The sequence below is a fragment of the Gimesia aquarii genome (assembly GCF_007748195.1).
GTDB lineage: Bacteria > Planctomycetota > Planctomycetia > Planctomycetales > Planctomycetaceae > Gimesia > Gimesia aquarii.
This window is the reverse complement of record NZ_CP037920.1, coordinates 3,045,981-3,059,565: the sequence shown is the minus strand read 5'-3', so window position 1 is coordinate 3,059,565 and position 13,585 is coordinate 3,045,981. Positions and strand designations below refer to the sequence as shown.

Sequence of the window (13,585 nt, the reverse complement as noted above, 5' to 3'; positions counted from 1 at the left end):
CGTTTATTCAGCAGTTGCTTTATTCGCAGATTTTGCCAGTCGTGATTTCGTACGAGCGGCCGCATTTTTATGGATGATGCCTTTCGCAGCAGCCTGATCAATTTTTTTGGTTGCTGTTTGTAAGGCTTTCACCACAGCCTGAGAGTCATCTCCTGCAATCGCAGTGCGAGCGTTTTTAATAGCGGATCTTAATTCCGAACGGCTGGAACGGTTTCGAAGACGACGAGTTTCGCTTTTTCTTAATGATCTTTTTGCACTATTGGAATTTGGCATTTGTTTGACTTAAATAATTTCTGAGTAACTGTTTATGACTTACACTGACCACCATCAACGAAGACAGTCGCCGCTAAAAATCTCAGGCAGAGTAGAAGCTTAACAACCTCTAAGTCGTTATTCCAGCCATTTTGTGCTGCGAAAAAGAGCTTTTTTCAGGAAAAATGGAATGCGACCGAACATTCTAACTCTTCCTGATTAAAGACCTTCCAACCGATCTTTGACATCTTTGTAATCGTAATCGACGGCTAAAATCTCGCTATAGTGATCGGCTGCTTTGTCTTTCTCACCCGATTCTTGATATAAGCGACCTAGCAGATAGTGTGCTTCTTTATAAATATCGGGTTTGTCATCTGGAGAAAGAGAAGGCAGTGCCTTCTCAAACTGACGTTTGGCAAGCTCTTTTTTCTTTTCTGCGTAGAAACATTTCCCTAACGCCACCAAAGCCTCGGAACTGATTCGTGTATCTTTCACTGACTGTTGCAGTAATGAAATCGCCTGCCCCCATTTTTTCAGTCGAATAAAGCGTTGGGCCAACTCGAATTTAATCCTCAAATCGGCTGGGTAACGTTCGACCCGTCTGGACATGACATCGATTTCTCGCTTGATTAGCGCTTTACTGATCAAGGTCAACTGCTTCTTCGCTTCCGCATTTTCGCGGTCTGCATTAAATTGTTCTCTTGCTTTGACCAGTTGTTCTCTCAACTTTTCAAGCTCGATATCTTCAATCTGTTCTCCGATGTTGGCGTCTTTCCCGGAAAGCTCAAAGGCTTTTTCATAATTTTCCTTTGCTTCCGGTAATTTTCCTTCACGTCGATAAAAATCAGCCATTCTTAAATAATGGTCTTTATTTTCAGGTTCTTTTCGAATAGCACGCTGGAGGTCTGCTTCGAGCGACTGTCCCGGGCCATCTGGTGCGTTTCCCTTTTGGGCCTGCTGTCTCTGTTCGCGTGTCGCCCGTCCTTCATCATAGGCAGACTGCCCCTTCTTCGCACCACTTGAGTTCTCAGCGCCCTCATAACCTCCTCGTACCCTGGTCTCTGTAGCCATCAAAGCAGTTACTTTGGAACGGGCATCCCCATCGACAGGATCCAGTTTCAATGCCATCTCCCAGCATTCTCTGGCCTGTTTGAACTCGCCCTTCTCTTCTAATAACAGTCCCAAGTCGGTGTAATAACCTTTGTTTGTCTTATCATTTTCAATGGCCATTTTATATCCGAAAATGGCAGAATCTTCATAACCCAGATTCTTACAGGCCTCAGCCATTTCCGCATTTAAACCAGGATCCCAGGGGTTAATTGACAGGCCTTCTTCTGCATACTGATCGACTGAGACCCAATCTTTTTTACGGCGCGAGTTTTTGATCTTCGTCTTCAATCCGGTGATTTTTAGGACTCCCATTTTTGAACCGGAATTGTTATCGCCATATTTTTTACGCTCAGCGCCACGTTTGGTCTGCCGATAGAGAAGCGCTTCGGGTTCCAGCTTTACAGCAGTAGTAAACATATCAATGGAATAATCCCAATTTTCTTTGGCCAAGGCTTCGTTGCCCCTTCGCCAGCAATCTGCCGCAATTTTTTTGTTTTTGTCAGATGTCATAAAGCTCTTCCGCTGTTAACCAATGCTCTAAATCAATCAATAAAAGGGGCCGACATCCTCAATGATAGTCTGATATCCGGCATCGCTATGACAGCCCGTACCCTCTCTCGTCTTTTATTCATACGTTTCTACATACCATCTTACAAAATTTTTTAACACCTTACCATCACAAGTTTTATCAGAAACCAATACACACACGTACCGTACAGTATAAGAAACCTTAGCCGATGTACTTGCATCTCTGAGTATCGATTCGCACAATGAAACTAAATCTCGCAAGTCATAACGACTTGTCACATTCGATTTCAAGTCAGTTTTCTACTGATCCACAACCTTACAGCAAATACGATCCTTGGAGAAATACAATGAAGCAATTCCCTCTCTGCGCTCTGATAGTCTGCTCTCTGCTTTTCGTTCTTACTCATGACAGTGATGCCGATTCCAAGTCTCCCAAATGGGCGGCAACCAGTGTTGAAAAGGCAGGCCCCGACTTCCAGATTCAGGGAGAGTACTCGGGAATTTTAGGGGAAGACAGTAATGAACCACTGAAATACGGTGTCCAGGTTATCGCGTTAGGTGATGGGGCGTTTCAGGCTGTCGGTTATCCGGGAGGCTTACCCGGTGATGGCTGGAATCAGCAAGAAAAAGTCACCACAAAAGGTGAAAAAACAGGTAATGCGATTACATTCAAATCTGAGCAAGGCCGTGGAGATCTGGAAGATGGTAAAATCACCATCTTCGATGCGGAAGGAAATCAGGTAGGAACCCTCAAGAAAGTACATCGAAAGAGCCCTACACTCGGTAAAAAAGCACCTGCCAATGCCAAGGTTTTGTTCGATTCAAATCGGGCGAAAGAAACCGTCAAAAATTTCACTAATGGTAAAATCACAAAAGACGGACTTTTAAAAGAGGGTGTCACCAGCAAACAGAAATTTAAAGATGGCCATCTCCATTTGGAGTTTCAGTTACCATTCATGCCTCAGGCACGCGGTCAAGGCAGAAGCAACAGTGGCTGCTATGTATTAGGACGTTATGAGGTCCAAATTCTGGATTCCTTCGGCCTGGAAGGTAAAGACAACGAATGCGGGGGGATTTATAAAGTGGGTGCTCCCAGTGTGAATATGTGTTTTCCGCCACTCGCCTGGCAGACATATGATATTGACTTCCAGGCAGCTAAATACGACAAAGAGGGTAACAAGACAGACAAAGCGAAAATCACAGTCAAACACAATGGAGTCACCATTCATGATAATCGCGAAATCGATGGCCCCACACCGGGGGGCACTAATAAAGACGAAGCGATTGCAGGTCCACTATTTCTGCAAAATCACTCGAATCCGGTTCGTTTCAGAAACATCTGGGTGATTGAAAAATAAATCTGTTTGACTTCAATTGAGTTTTAAATCACTCTCTCCACTTTTTTGTTCAGGGCCACATCAGGATGACCGCAATCGACAGCCCGGCTACACAAAGTACAGATAAACTTCTCAAGATGCGTCTTTATCTGATGATGTTTCTTCAGTACTTTGTTCAAGGATGTTATTTACCCATCATCACATTGTATCTGATTGATGCGCTCGGCTTTTCAGCCTGGCAGATTGGAGTGTTTGGCTCCGCATTGGCTGTGGGACCTTTAGTAGCCCCCTTTATTTTTGGACAGATTGTCGACCGCCATTACTCGACAGAACGAGTGCTCTCGTTCTGTCATTTTTCTGGTGGGATCCTCATGCTGGTCCTGTTTGTGCAGCATAGTTTCTGGCCTGTCGTCATTTTAGGAGTACTCTATTCGGTGCTCTATATTCCGACGATGATGTTGACCAATTCACTCACATTTCAGCATTTGAAAGACCGCGAAAAAGAATTCCCCATGATTCGCTTATGGGGGACGATCGGTTTTGTCGTCCCCGCTTGGGTCGCGGAAGGAGTATTTCTGGCAAATCTCAAAGGTCAGGAACTGAATACCGGGCGAGGAATTGTATTGGCGATGGCAGGTGTCGCAGGAATTATAATGGCCCTCTATTGTCTCACGCTTCCCCATACTCCTCCGGTCAAAAGTGATAAAAAAGATCTGGCTCCGGGGAAAGTTCTCAAGATGCTGAAACTGCGTCACTTTCTAGTGCTTGTACTCGTCACATTTATTATCTCCATCGTGCATAAATTTTACTTCCAATGGAACGCCCCGTTCTTGAAGGCAATGTTGGGGTTGGGACAGGTGCAGGGTGCCTGGGAGCAGAGAATCAGTTCCATCGGTCAAGTCTTTGAAGTGCTGGTGATGGCGGGACTCGGATTTGCTCTCAAAAAATTTGGATTCAAGACTGTAATGCTGGTTGGCCTCTTATCGTATTTGATGAGATCAGTCATTTTTGCCTACGCCTCGACAATCGAGAACTCTTTTGCCCTCGTTCTCTCGCTCACCTGCCTGGGACAGGCCATGCATGGGCTCTGTTTTGGTTGCTTTCTGGCCGCCGCTTATATTTATGTCGATAAAGTGGCTCCTCTCGATGTTCGAGGGAGTATGCAAACGTTCTTCGGAACGTTTGTGTTTAGTTTAGGAATGTTTGCAGGTGGATTCATCAGTGGAAAAATCGGGGACTTTTTCACTTCAACAGGAAAAGGCACGTTAATCCGATCACAAATGAATGTTCAATCAGAATCTGGAGTCCTGGCTTTCACTCAAAAAAACTTAGACGGCGATGTGATTAATTTATTTCGAGACTGGCCTGGTATCTGGTTGAGCAGTGCCGCCATTGCCCTCTTAGCGACGTTACTGTTCTGGGCTTTCTTCCCCAAAGTCCATTCTGCAACTCCTTTGACTCAGACTGAAGAAACGACCTAATGCCATTTCACATTTCTGAGAATGCCCTCATCGGTGGAGCTGTTCTGATTTTCTCGTTGTTCGGTTTGATCAAAGAACAATGGTTTCTGGCTCATACACGAAAGGGGCAGCGTCTTACAGAATGGTTTGGGCCGGCACGCGCGATCTGGGTGTTACGCACTATCTTTCTCACCGGAATCGTATTTGGTGCGCTGCTGGCGACAGGTGTGATTCAGCCGGTTCAATGGGAATAAGTCTCTTTCCTCTCACTAGCAAACAGAAAAGCTGCCATTATGACACATTCAGTACTGCATAAATCCACTCTATTGACTTGCCAAAATGACATTTCGTTCAAAATTCAATCTGGACTTTTCTGTGTCTGTCAACGATAAAATATTCTATTACAGATACTTACAACATCGATTTTTGATTTGAGTGATCTCATCCTCAATGGTATGACCTTTGCTTATTCTAGAATCACCAAAGACTCGTTTTTTTAGTTTTAGGATGTTTGGAAATGCCAATTTTTCGTTGGGAGCAATCTTGGAACCCGCTCAGAGATTTGGAGCGAGAAGTAGACCGTCTGGTTCAGGGGGTCGAATTCTCAGTTCAAGGGATCCGTATGCCCCGACAATATCCTGCGGTCAATATTTTTGAACTGGCTCACGAATATCTCATCACCGCAGAACTCCCCGGAATGCTGGCAGAAGACCTGGAATTGACGATTGCAAACAGTGTGCTCACTCTGAAAGGCCATCGTAATCCTCCTGAGATTGCCGATGGAGAGATCTCAGAAGAACGCTTCCGCCGTCAGGAACGAACCTTTGGAGAATGGCAGCGATCTATCAGCATTCCTGATCGAATTTCTGAAGAACATCTTTCAGCAGAATTTAACGAAGGGGTCCTTAAAATCCATCTACCCAAGCTCGAAGAAGAGCAACCCCGCCAAATTCCTGTGAGCTCTGGGGAATAGATCGAGAGATGATAACATGAATCGACAAGACAGTAATGAAGAACGAGGGGAAATGGCTCATCCCGGTCAATATGTTTTCACGCCCCCGATTGATATCTATGAAACAGAAGCCGGTCTTGTGCTGTATGCTGATCTTCCCGGAGTTTCTGTCGGTTCACTTGAATTACAGGTTCAGGACAACAAGCTCACATTACTGGGTAAAGTGGAACCTCAAATTCCTGAAGGAGCACAACCACTACATCAAGAATATGAAGTAGGGAATTATCTGCGATCATTCATTCTCAGTGGAGAAATTGTGCATAGTGAAATTGAAGCGAAGCTGACAAATGGTGTCTTGCGTATTTTCCTTCCCAAAGCTCCTAAAGCAGAACCCCGTAGAATTCAGGTCAATACTGGTTGATCAAATATGCTCTCGTAAGATGAGCTTCCTCATTTGCTAACGAGATTGCGAATCTTCAATGGTTTCACTTTGCAAAGTGGAAGGTTTTAAATCATCTTCTTTAATCAGCAACTGATTTTGTCTTTGCAACTGCAAAACTTCTTTACGATTCCCAATCAAACCAGCAGCGCGTGACAATGCCGTGATGTACCGTCTATCGGTTTGATGCTCTAGATAGAGTGGCTTCAATAAGTCATATGCCTGTTGACCTGCCCTTTGATAAATCAGCAAATCGGCTTTGAGTAACAGGCTTTCAAAATCCTCGGGATCAATCACTAATGCCTGCTCGATATGTGAGAGGGCTTCTGGAATATTCCCTCGGCTTCTATCAATTTGTGCCAGATAACGTAACGCGGTATTCGATAACGGATTCTGTTTCAGACACCACAGTGCCTCCCGCTCGGCAGTCTGCAAATCTCCCGAGTAAAGTGCTGCATATGCCAGATTTAAATGAGCCTCTAATAATTCGGGTTCTAAAAACAGAGCCTGTTTCAAGGGGGCACACATTTCGCTGGCTCTTCCTGCTTGTCGTAGAATGTTGGCAACCAACATATGATTCTCAGCTTGATTGGCACCAAGTTCGATACTGCGTGTGGCATGCTTAAGTGCTCGATCATAGTCTCGCTCCTCAAGTAACAGCCTCGCTAACAGATCCTGATAACGACTCTGTTGAGGGAACTTTCGAACCAGCGTTAACAACGCTTTTTTTGCTTGTTTGGGTAGATTCTGCTTCAGCGAAATTTCAGCAATTGCATCGACGGCTTCGTAATAACGGGGATGCATGGGAGTCACATGTGAAAAATTCTCCAATGCCTGGTAAGGGGCTCGATCCTTGATTAACTCTCCTAACTGAAAATGTGCGAACTCATCTTGGGGATGTTGTTTTAAATAAGCGATCAATTCATTCTGTTTGACTTTATCAGGTTTCTGAATTGATTCTACGTGACCAGATTTTTTTGAGCGAGAAGAATCAGTTCCGCCGTAGAAATAAAAAATCAGTAATGCAATGACAGCGACAACAGCCACGATAGATTTGCTTGAAAAAAGAACACTCTTTTTCTGCATAGGAAATGGCCTGGTCAGCTTATCTTGTTCCGGCAGAGGTTTCATAATCACCGCTGTATTTGAGACAGGTCCTGAGAATCACTTGCGCCTTCTATTAATGTATAACGCCTCCCCGGTCGTAATCCAGACCAGATTTCCGTTTTCCCTTCAGGCCAGGTCACTTTTACCGTAACGGGACCTTGATTCTTTCCCACACCTAAAAAGACCCAACGTTCATCTGCCGAAAGATAACTGCTGCTACCCCGGCAATAGCGAGTGAGATTTTCGGACGTCACCCTCAGCTCAATGATGGCACCAATGGCACTTCTGTTGGAGCTAGTTCCAATGAGCTGCAAACCAATACTCTGATTGGGAGTCACAGAACGATTCTCCAGCAGAACTAACTTCCCATTTAAATGTGAGACCGCAACATCAGGTAATCCATCCCGATTGAAATCTGCAACGGCACTGCCTCTCCCCACCTGTTGTTTCTGAAAGAAGGGACCTGCATGCTGAGACACATTTCGAAACCACTGTCCTGCTTGATTGAGCAACACTTGCGGTTCCTGTTCGTAAGGCTCATTTCTTCCCAGTTGAGCCAGTCGATCATGAACGTGACCATTCGTCACAAACAAATCTTCCCATCCATCATTATTCAAATCCAGAAAAGAGGCTCCAAACCCCAGGCGCATGCGGCTGGGCGTTGCCAGGCCGGTTTCGTCGGTCACATCCAGAAAAAAAAGAGCCCCTTCATTTCGGTACAAGGTATTTGTCTCGCCGTAATAATTCGTTACATAGAGGTCAAGCTGACCATCGTTGTTATAATCTGCTCCGGCGATACCCATTCCCGCTTCCCGGTCTCCCGCACGATTGAACGCCACACCTGCTACTAAAGCCTGATCTGTAAAAACGCCATGACCATTATTCACCCATAACTGGTTAGCAACAGAGTCATTGGCAACATACACGTCCATATCACCATCGCGGTCGAAGTCCGCAGCAAAAACGCCAAGTCCCTGGCGGGCAGGCTCATTATGTAAACCCGCTTTTTTCGAGACGTTCAGAAAAGAACCATTCCCTAAATTCCGATAGATCACATCATATTGCCCACGTACGTAACGCGGATGACAAATAAAATAAACGCGGCTTCCATCAACCTTTCGGCTGCAAAGAGGATAATTCTCTCGATCAATTTTCAGATAATTGACGACATAAAGATCCAGCAATCCATCACCGTTCAAATCAGCCCAGGTACAACTGGCACCATAACCGGGATCATCCACACGCGCCACTTGTGAGACATTCGAGAAGGTACCATCTCCATTGTTCTGATATAAAAGATTCCTGCCGAACTGACTCACATAGAGATCTTCAAAGCCATCATGATTATAATCCCCGACCGCAATCCCCATCGAATAATCGATCGAAATTAAGCCTGCAAATGTCGTTACGTCCTGAAATCGACTCTTTCCCTGATTACGAAACAGACGGTTCGATAATCCGATTGCAGAATCATCACTCTTTTTTTTCTTAGATCTTCGCCACTCCTCGCCTTGCCCACAGTACAAATCAGGCAAGTCATCATTGTCATAATCAAGCCAGCCCACTCCTGACCCCATCGTCAAGTGTAAGTGGCGTTTTGTTGTTGCAGGAGACTGATGCTGAAATTGAAGCTGAGCGTTTTTAGTAATGTCTTGAAATTTAACAACAGAGTGCTGTTCTTCAGCCCGGACGCAGGCTCTCTGATCAATTACAAATACAGAGCCTAAGCAGAGTACCAATATCCAGGATCTCAGGCATGGACACCCCGAGAAACTATTAGAATGGAAATTGATCATCCAGTTTTGCCTCTGAGAGTTCGACCAGAAATTGTGATAACCGCTCGACAAGCACCTGCATTAATTTCTCGCCTTTCTCGGCAGACGCCTGATGAGGGTTGCCCGATCCGGAGTTGGTAGTCAATAAATGCCAGGGTCGTGTAATGCTGACCCAGCCAGAATTGACCGCTGCAAATCGCGTCGCGTTGGTCGCACCGTCATCAGCATGTAAAGCGTCTGTTTCCGGATCACGGGAAACAAACTGTGGAAAATAAGCCAGTGCCAGTGAGGTTTCCATTTCCCCCGCATGATCATCCGGGTTCTCGAACAGCTCTGCTTTCACATCGGCGGAAGTCCCGCGAAACCAGTCCGCCAGAAAGATTTGTACCGGCGTAGAACCATGCAGTTCGCGCAATAACGGTTTAAAATCATTTCCACCATGACTATTCAGAATCAACAGTTTATGTACGCCATGATTTGCCAGTGAATCAACCAGGTCTGCGATGATTTGTCCTAACGTGGAAGGGTTTACATTCATTGAGAGAGGAAACTCAGATTGATTGGTTTCTGTTCCGTAAGGAATCGGAGGTAACATGACCACTTTCGCACCACGTTGATAAGCAGCTTCACACACGCGAGAGCCAATTGCGTCTGCTTCATAAGTATCAGTTCCATAAGGCAGGTGTAGGTTATGCGGTTCCGTAGCCCCCATTGGCAACACCGCAACTTCATAGGGGTTTTCTTTTACATGGGCATAATTGGTCTCGGATAAAATCCAGGGACGTATCACAGGTTCCGCTGCCACTCGCAGTTCTCCTTAATTGGATAAACAGATTTTATAGCCAACAGACTCATACTAACAGATTAATGAGCGAACCTCATTCACTACTAAACAGATATCTGAAGAATATACATTCTTCCCAGATGTTTCTCTGTATTCTAATGAGCCCTTATAGTATTCTAGGTTACTGAATCATTATTTCTCGTAAAGGAATTCCTCATGGCCAATTGGTATGTTAAGCGTGGTAGTCAAATCGCTGGCCCCTTAACACTTCAGCGCTTAAATGAATTAGCAGCTCAGGGAAAAGTTCAAGAGACCGATCTGGTTCGTGAAGGTGAAGAGAACGACTTCGTTCCCGCAAGTCAGATTCCAGGGTTAATTCCTGAATTTGGAAGCAACTTTGAGGAAGATGATTATCAACAAGGCAGCCAATCTCAAACGACATCACCTAAAAAAAGTAATGCCGTACTTTGGATTGTTGTTGCTGTTGCCGGCGGCGGGTTTGTTTTGGTGATTCTGATTTTGATGGCCCTACTCTTACCAGCGGTGCAGCAAGCACGCGATGCAGCACGACGTTCTATGTCGAAAAATAATATGAAGCAAATTGGTCTGGCGCTACATAATTATCACGACGTTTTTTCACAATTTCCTCCCGGAGGGACTGCGACCGCAGACGGGAAACCCTACCATAGTTGGCAAACTGCTATTCTCCCCTTTGTTGATCAGGCGCCACTTTATAATGACATCGATTTTGACGTAGCCTGGGATGATCCCAGCAACCAAATCATTTTTGAACAGGAAATTCCCACATACTTAAACCCGTCAATTGAAGAAAAGATTTCACCTGATGGATTAGGTCTTTCCCATTATGTCGGCAATGAACTCGTCATGAAGAAAAACGGAAACATTGGCATACGAGACATGACCGATGGCACTTCGAATACCATTTTGGCAGTCGAGACAGGCCAAAACTTCAAGCCCTGGGGCGACCCGACTTCGATTGCAAAGCCTACCGAGATCATGGGTCAAGGAAAGAAGTCCTCTTTCAGAGGAGGCAATCATGTCCTCATGGGTGACGGCAGTGTGCGCTTCGTTTCGGAAAACATTGATCCTGAGACATTAAAAAACTTGAGTATCCCCAATGATGGGAAAGCGATAGGAGAGTTTTAGAATTGTATTGAAGAAAATACCAATTTGATAGCTTTTTTGAAACCATAATGAAACTACAAAACTCTTCACAAGGCAACAATCACAGAAATAATCAGCGCAACCATTCTCTTGAGTTAACTATCCTGCTAATTGTGCTTGTTCTGGGATTTGCGATTTTCTTAACAAACAACCCATTTTCTCAGCGGAGAGGAAGAGTAAGATCTGTTACCAGGCACAATATGAAGCAGATTGGGTTGGCGCTACACAATTATTACGAGACACATGATTCTCTCCCACCAGGAGCCACTCTCGGAAAGAATCAAACTCCCTACCACAGCTGGCAGGCAATGATTCTGCCCTTTTTGGATCAGTTATACCTTTATAGACAGATCCATTTTAACGAGCCCTGGGACGCTTCTGTAAATCAGGAAGTCTTCAAGCAGAAAATTCCTGAATATCTTAATCCCAAAACAAAAGCGAAAATTTCTCCAGAAGGCTACTCCCTTTCCCATTATGTAGGAAACGAATTGGTTCTCAAACCAAATATCAGAATGAAATTTGAAGAGATACAAGATGGGTCTTCAAACACCATTTTAGCTATCGAAACCGGCGAAAACTTCAAACCGTGGGGAGATCCGACCGCATTGACAAAACCAGTTAACATCATCAGCCCCAAAAAGAAATCGCCGTCCACTGGAGGGTATTATATCCTGCTGTGTGATGGCAGGGTTCATTATGTGTCGGAAGATATTGATCCTTCAATACTCAAAGCTTTGAGCACGCCCGATGGTGGCGAAGAGGTTGGCGAGTATTAATGCCGGGCTTCATAGAGCTGGGTCACCACGCCTTCCAGGAAACTCCCCAGACGAGTTGCCGCCTTTGAGGCATCGCCGCGCATCTTCCACATTTCCTTAATACTTTCAGGACGCTTGAAGATGGCACCGACGGCTGCTCCTGCCCTTACTGCACCTGTTTCCCCGAGGATTGAAATCACTTCGGGAGGAAGATCTGTAGAGCAATCGTCGCTGATCGCGCGAATCGCCATGAAGCCTTTATTCTCAGCCTGGCAGACCTGCGCTACCGCCAGGCTTTCCAGATCGACTGCGAGCGCTGCATGTTGTTCGGCAAGTCTGAGTTTTTCTTCAACAGTACGAACGATCGCATCGGTATTGATAAGCTTCCCTACATAGAGCCCGTGCTCCCGGTCTTCTGGAAATTGAACATCGTTTTTTAATTCCTGGCCATGCAGGTCACTGACGGAAGTACCGACGACAATATCTCCGACCTTCATTTTAGGGTCCAGGGCTCCCGAAAATCCAACCGATAAGACCCAGGGAGGCGAATGCGCGTCAATCAGTGCCTGAGTTGCCGCTCGGGCGCGAGCAAAGCCGACACCCGTTTGCACAACGGCTACTTTGACTTGATCCAGAAAGCCTCCCCGAAAGACATACGAACCGCCGGTATATTTCTTGACGTGCTCACAACGATCCAGAAATTGCTGGATCTCCATGTGCAAGGCACAGACCAGCCCTATATCCGCATGTGCTTTATCGACTTCGGGTTGATTCAAGAGGCATGCTCCTGTTCGAACTCATTCATCATGGAGAGTAACTTGTCGATACCGGCTTCCGGAAATGCGTTATAAATACTGGCACGCATTCCGCCCACACTACGATGACCTTTCAAGCCATCCAAACCGGCAGCAGTCGCCTGAGCAATGAATTTTGCGTCCAGGTCGGCATCGCCGGTCACGAATGTCACGTTCATTAAGGAGCGATCCTGTTTCGCAGCCGTGGGCTTGAAGAGCTGGCTTTGAACCAGGTAATCATATAGCTTACCCGCTTTGGCCTGATTCTTCTGCCCCATAGCCGCTAACCCGCCCTGATCTTTCAACCATTGCAGGACACGTCCCAAAACATAAATCCCGAATGTGGGAGGCGTGTTAAACATGGAACCTGCTTCTGAGTGAGTGCGATACTGCATCATTGTTGGTATGTCGGTCGGTCCCTGCTCGATGAGATCATCCCGAATGATGACGACAGCCATACCACTGGGTCCCAGGTTTTTCTGAGCACCGGCGTAAACAATGCCATATTTAGATATGTCGATGGGACGCGAAAAGATATCGCTACTCGCATCACAAACTAAAGGCACTCCCGCTGGAACTTCGGGTTCTGATGCGAACTCGGTACCATAAATCGTATTATTTGATGTGAAGTGCACATAAGCGGGTTGCTCACTCAAAGCAACTTCTGAGGGAATATAGGAAAAATTTTTGTCTTCGCTATTACAGGCGATATTTACACTTCCAAAGAGTTTGGCTTCTTTGACGGCCTTCTTGGACCAGGAACCGGTAACCAGATAGTCGGCTGTCTGATCTTTAGAAAGCAGATTCATGGGGATCATGAAAAACTGAGTCGAAGCCCCTCCCTGCAAAAACAGAATTTTATAGTTATCTGGAACGGAAGCAATTTCCCGGCACAGGCTTTCGGCTTGCTCATAAACGGCGAGAAATGCTTTACTCCGGTGAGAATGCTCCAGAACCCCGATTCCCGTATCTCCCAGTGAAATCAGATCTTGTTGTGCCTGTTCCAGAACGGGCAAAGGAAGTGCAGCGGGGCCTGCAGAAAAGTTGTAAATTCTTTCTGTCATTTTAGATATCTCAACATCAATTGCAGGTTGAAAATTGAATTCA

General features: G+C 45.6%; 14 protein-coding genes. 7 read left to right on the top strand and 7 right to left on the bottom strand.

Features of this window, described 5'->3' with window-relative positions:
* Nucleotides 1–3 precede the first annotated feature (3 nt).
* Complete coding sequence (gene rpsT, locus V144x_RS12270; protein ID WP_144985446.1) at nt 4–273, bottom strand: 30S ribosomal protein S20; 270 nt, start codon at nt 271–273, stop codon at nt 4–6.
* Nucleotides 274–471: 198 nt separating this feature from the next.
* The gene (locus V144x_RS12265; RefSeq protein ID WP_144985445.1) at nt 472–1,872 is read right to left on the bottom strand and encodes a tetratricopeptide repeat protein; all 1,401 of its coding nucleotides are present in this window, start codon (nt 1,870–1,872) and stop codon (nt 472–474) included.
* A gap of 365 nt (nt 1,873–2,237) precedes the next feature.
* Here V144x_RS12265 and V144x_RS12260 point away from each other — a divergent pair, with 365 nt between their 5' ends.
* The 5 genes from V144x_RS12260 to V144x_RS12240 all read left to right on the top strand — a co-directional run bounded on the left by V144x_RS12260 (nt 2,238) and on the right by V144x_RS12240 (nt 6,060).
* Nucleotides 2,238–3,248 (top strand): 3-keto-disaccharide hydrolase, encoded by a 1,011-nt coding sequence (locus tag V144x_RS12260; RefSeq protein ID WP_144985444.1) that lies wholly within the window; start codon nt 2,238–2,240, stop codon nt 3,246–3,248.
* 65 nt (nt 3,249–3,313) lie between these two features.
* Nucleotides 3,314–4,708: an MFS transporter gene (locus V144x_RS12255; protein ID WP_144985443.1), complete on the top strand. Its 1,395-nt coding sequence runs from the start codon at nt 3,314–3,316 to the stop codon at nt 4,706–4,708.
* Nucleotides 4,708–4,941 (top strand): hypothetical protein, encoded by a 234-nt coding sequence (locus V144x_RS12250; protein WP_144985442.1) that lies wholly within the window; start codon nt 4,708–4,710, stop codon nt 4,939–4,941. The genes V144x_RS12255 and V144x_RS12250 overlap by 1 nt, the downstream gene beginning before the upstream one ends.
* Nucleotides 4,942–5,204: 263 nt before the next feature.
* Nucleotides 5,205–5,660 (top strand): Hsp20/alpha crystallin family protein, encoded by a 456-nt coding sequence (locus V144x_RS12245; RefSeq protein ID WP_144985441.1) that lies wholly within the window; start codon nt 5,205–5,207, stop codon nt 5,658–5,660.
* 16 nt (nt 5,661–5,676) lie between these two features.
* Nucleotides 5,677–6,060 carry an Hsp20/alpha crystallin family protein gene (locus V144x_RS12240; RefSeq protein ID WP_144985440.1) on the top strand — a complete coding sequence of 128 codons (384 nt, stop codon included), beginning with the start codon at nt 5,677–5,679 and terminating at the stop codon, nt 6,058–6,060.
* A 36-nt stretch (nt 6,061–6,096) separates the two neighbouring features.
* On the opposite strand, the gene V144x_RS12235 is transcribed toward V144x_RS12240, so the two are convergent.
* From V144x_RS12235 to V144x_RS12225, 3 genes are all read right to left on the bottom strand, one after another.
* Entirely contained in the window at nt 6,097–7,125 is a 1,029-nt protein-coding gene (locus tag V144x_RS12235) for a tetratricopeptide repeat protein (RefSeq protein WP_232102800.1), read from the bottom strand.
* An 86-nt stretch (nt 7,126–7,211) separates the two neighbouring features.
* Nucleotides 7,212–8,750, bottom strand: a complete 1,539-nt coding sequence (locus tag V144x_RS12230; RefSeq protein ID WP_197998887.1) for a CRTAC1 family protein — start codon at nt 8,748–8,750, stop codon at nt 7,212–7,214.
* 211 nt (nt 8,751–8,961) lie between these two features.
* Nucleotides 8,962–9,765, bottom strand: coding sequence for a creatininase family protein (locus tag V144x_RS12225; RefSeq protein WP_197998886.1), 804 nt, complete (start codon nt 9,763–9,765; stop codon nt 8,962–8,964).
* Nucleotides 9,766–9,960: 195 nt separating this feature from the next.
* On the opposite strand from V144x_RS12225, the gene V144x_RS12220 reads away from it, so the two are divergent.
* Together V144x_RS12220 and V144x_RS12215 are read left to right on the top strand one after the other, a co-directional pair.
* Nucleotides 9,961–10,911: a DUF1559 family PulG-like putative transporter gene (locus V144x_RS12220; protein WP_144985437.1), complete on the top strand. Its 951-nt coding sequence runs from the start codon at nt 9,961–9,963 to the stop codon at nt 10,909–10,911.
* 218 nt (nt 10,912–11,129) lie between these two features.
* Nucleotides 11,130–11,705: a DUF1559 family PulG-like putative transporter gene (locus tag V144x_RS12215; protein ID WP_197998885.1), complete on the top strand. Its 576-nt coding sequence runs from the start codon at nt 11,130–11,132 to the stop codon at nt 11,703–11,705.
* On the opposite strand, the gene V144x_RS12210 is transcribed toward V144x_RS12215, so the two are convergent.
* Both V144x_RS12210 and serC read right to left on the bottom strand, forming a co-directional pair.
* Nucleotides 11,702–12,460, bottom strand: coding sequence for a phosphorylase family protein (locus V144x_RS12210; protein WP_144985435.1), 759 nt, complete (start codon nt 12,458–12,460; stop codon nt 11,702–11,704). The genes V144x_RS12215 and V144x_RS12210 overlap by 4 nt on opposite strands.
* On the bottom strand, nt 12,457–13,542 hold the full coding sequence (gene serC, locus V144x_RS12205; RefSeq protein ID WP_144985434.1) for a 3-phosphoserine/phosphohydroxythreonine transaminase: 1,086 nt from the start codon (nt 13,540–13,542) through the stop codon (nt 12,457–12,459). Before serC ends, V144x_RS12210 begins: the two co-directional genes overlap by 4 nt.
* Nucleotides 13,543–13,585 lie beyond the last annotated feature (43 nt).

Excerpts from the sequence above, each read along its gene's own strand:
- rpsT (WP_144985446.1), bottom strand. The coding sequence starts at position 273 with ATGCCAAATTCCAATAGTGCAAAAAGATCATTAAGAAAAAGCGAAACT.
- V144x_RS12265 (WP_144985445.1), bottom strand. The coding sequence starts at position 1,872 with ATGACATCTGACAAAAACAAAAAAATTGCGGCAGATTGCTGGCGAAGG.
- V144x_RS12260 (WP_144985444.1), top strand. The coding sequence starts at position 2,238 with ATGAAGCAATTCCCTCTCTGCGCTCTGATAGTCTGCTCTCTGCTTTTC.
- V144x_RS12255 (WP_144985443.1), top strand. The coding sequence starts at position 3,314 with ATGACCGCAATCGACAGCCCGGCTACACAAAGTACAGATAAACTTCTC.
- V144x_RS12250 (WP_144985442.1), top strand. The coding sequence starts at position 4,708 with ATGCCATTTCACATTTCTGAGAATGCCCTCATCGGTGGAGCTGTTCTG.
- V144x_RS12245 (WP_144985441.1), top strand. The coding sequence starts at position 5,205 with ATGCCAATTTTTCGTTGGGAGCAATCTTGGAACCCGCTCAGAGATTTG.
- V144x_RS12240 (WP_144985440.1), top strand. The coding sequence starts at position 5,677 with ATGAATCGACAAGACAGTAATGAAGAACGAGGGGAAATGGCTCATCCC.
- V144x_RS12220 (WP_144985437.1), top strand. The coding sequence starts at position 9,961 with ATGGCCAATTGGTATGTTAAGCGTGGTAGTCAAATCGCTGGCCCCTTA.
- V144x_RS12215 (WP_197998885.1), top strand. The coding sequence starts at position 11,130 with ATGAAGCAGATTGGGTTGGCGCTACACAATTATTACGAGACACATGAT.
- serC (WP_144985434.1), bottom strand. The coding sequence starts at position 13,542 with ATGACAGAAAGAATTTACAACTTTTCTGCAGGCCCCGCTGCACTTCCT.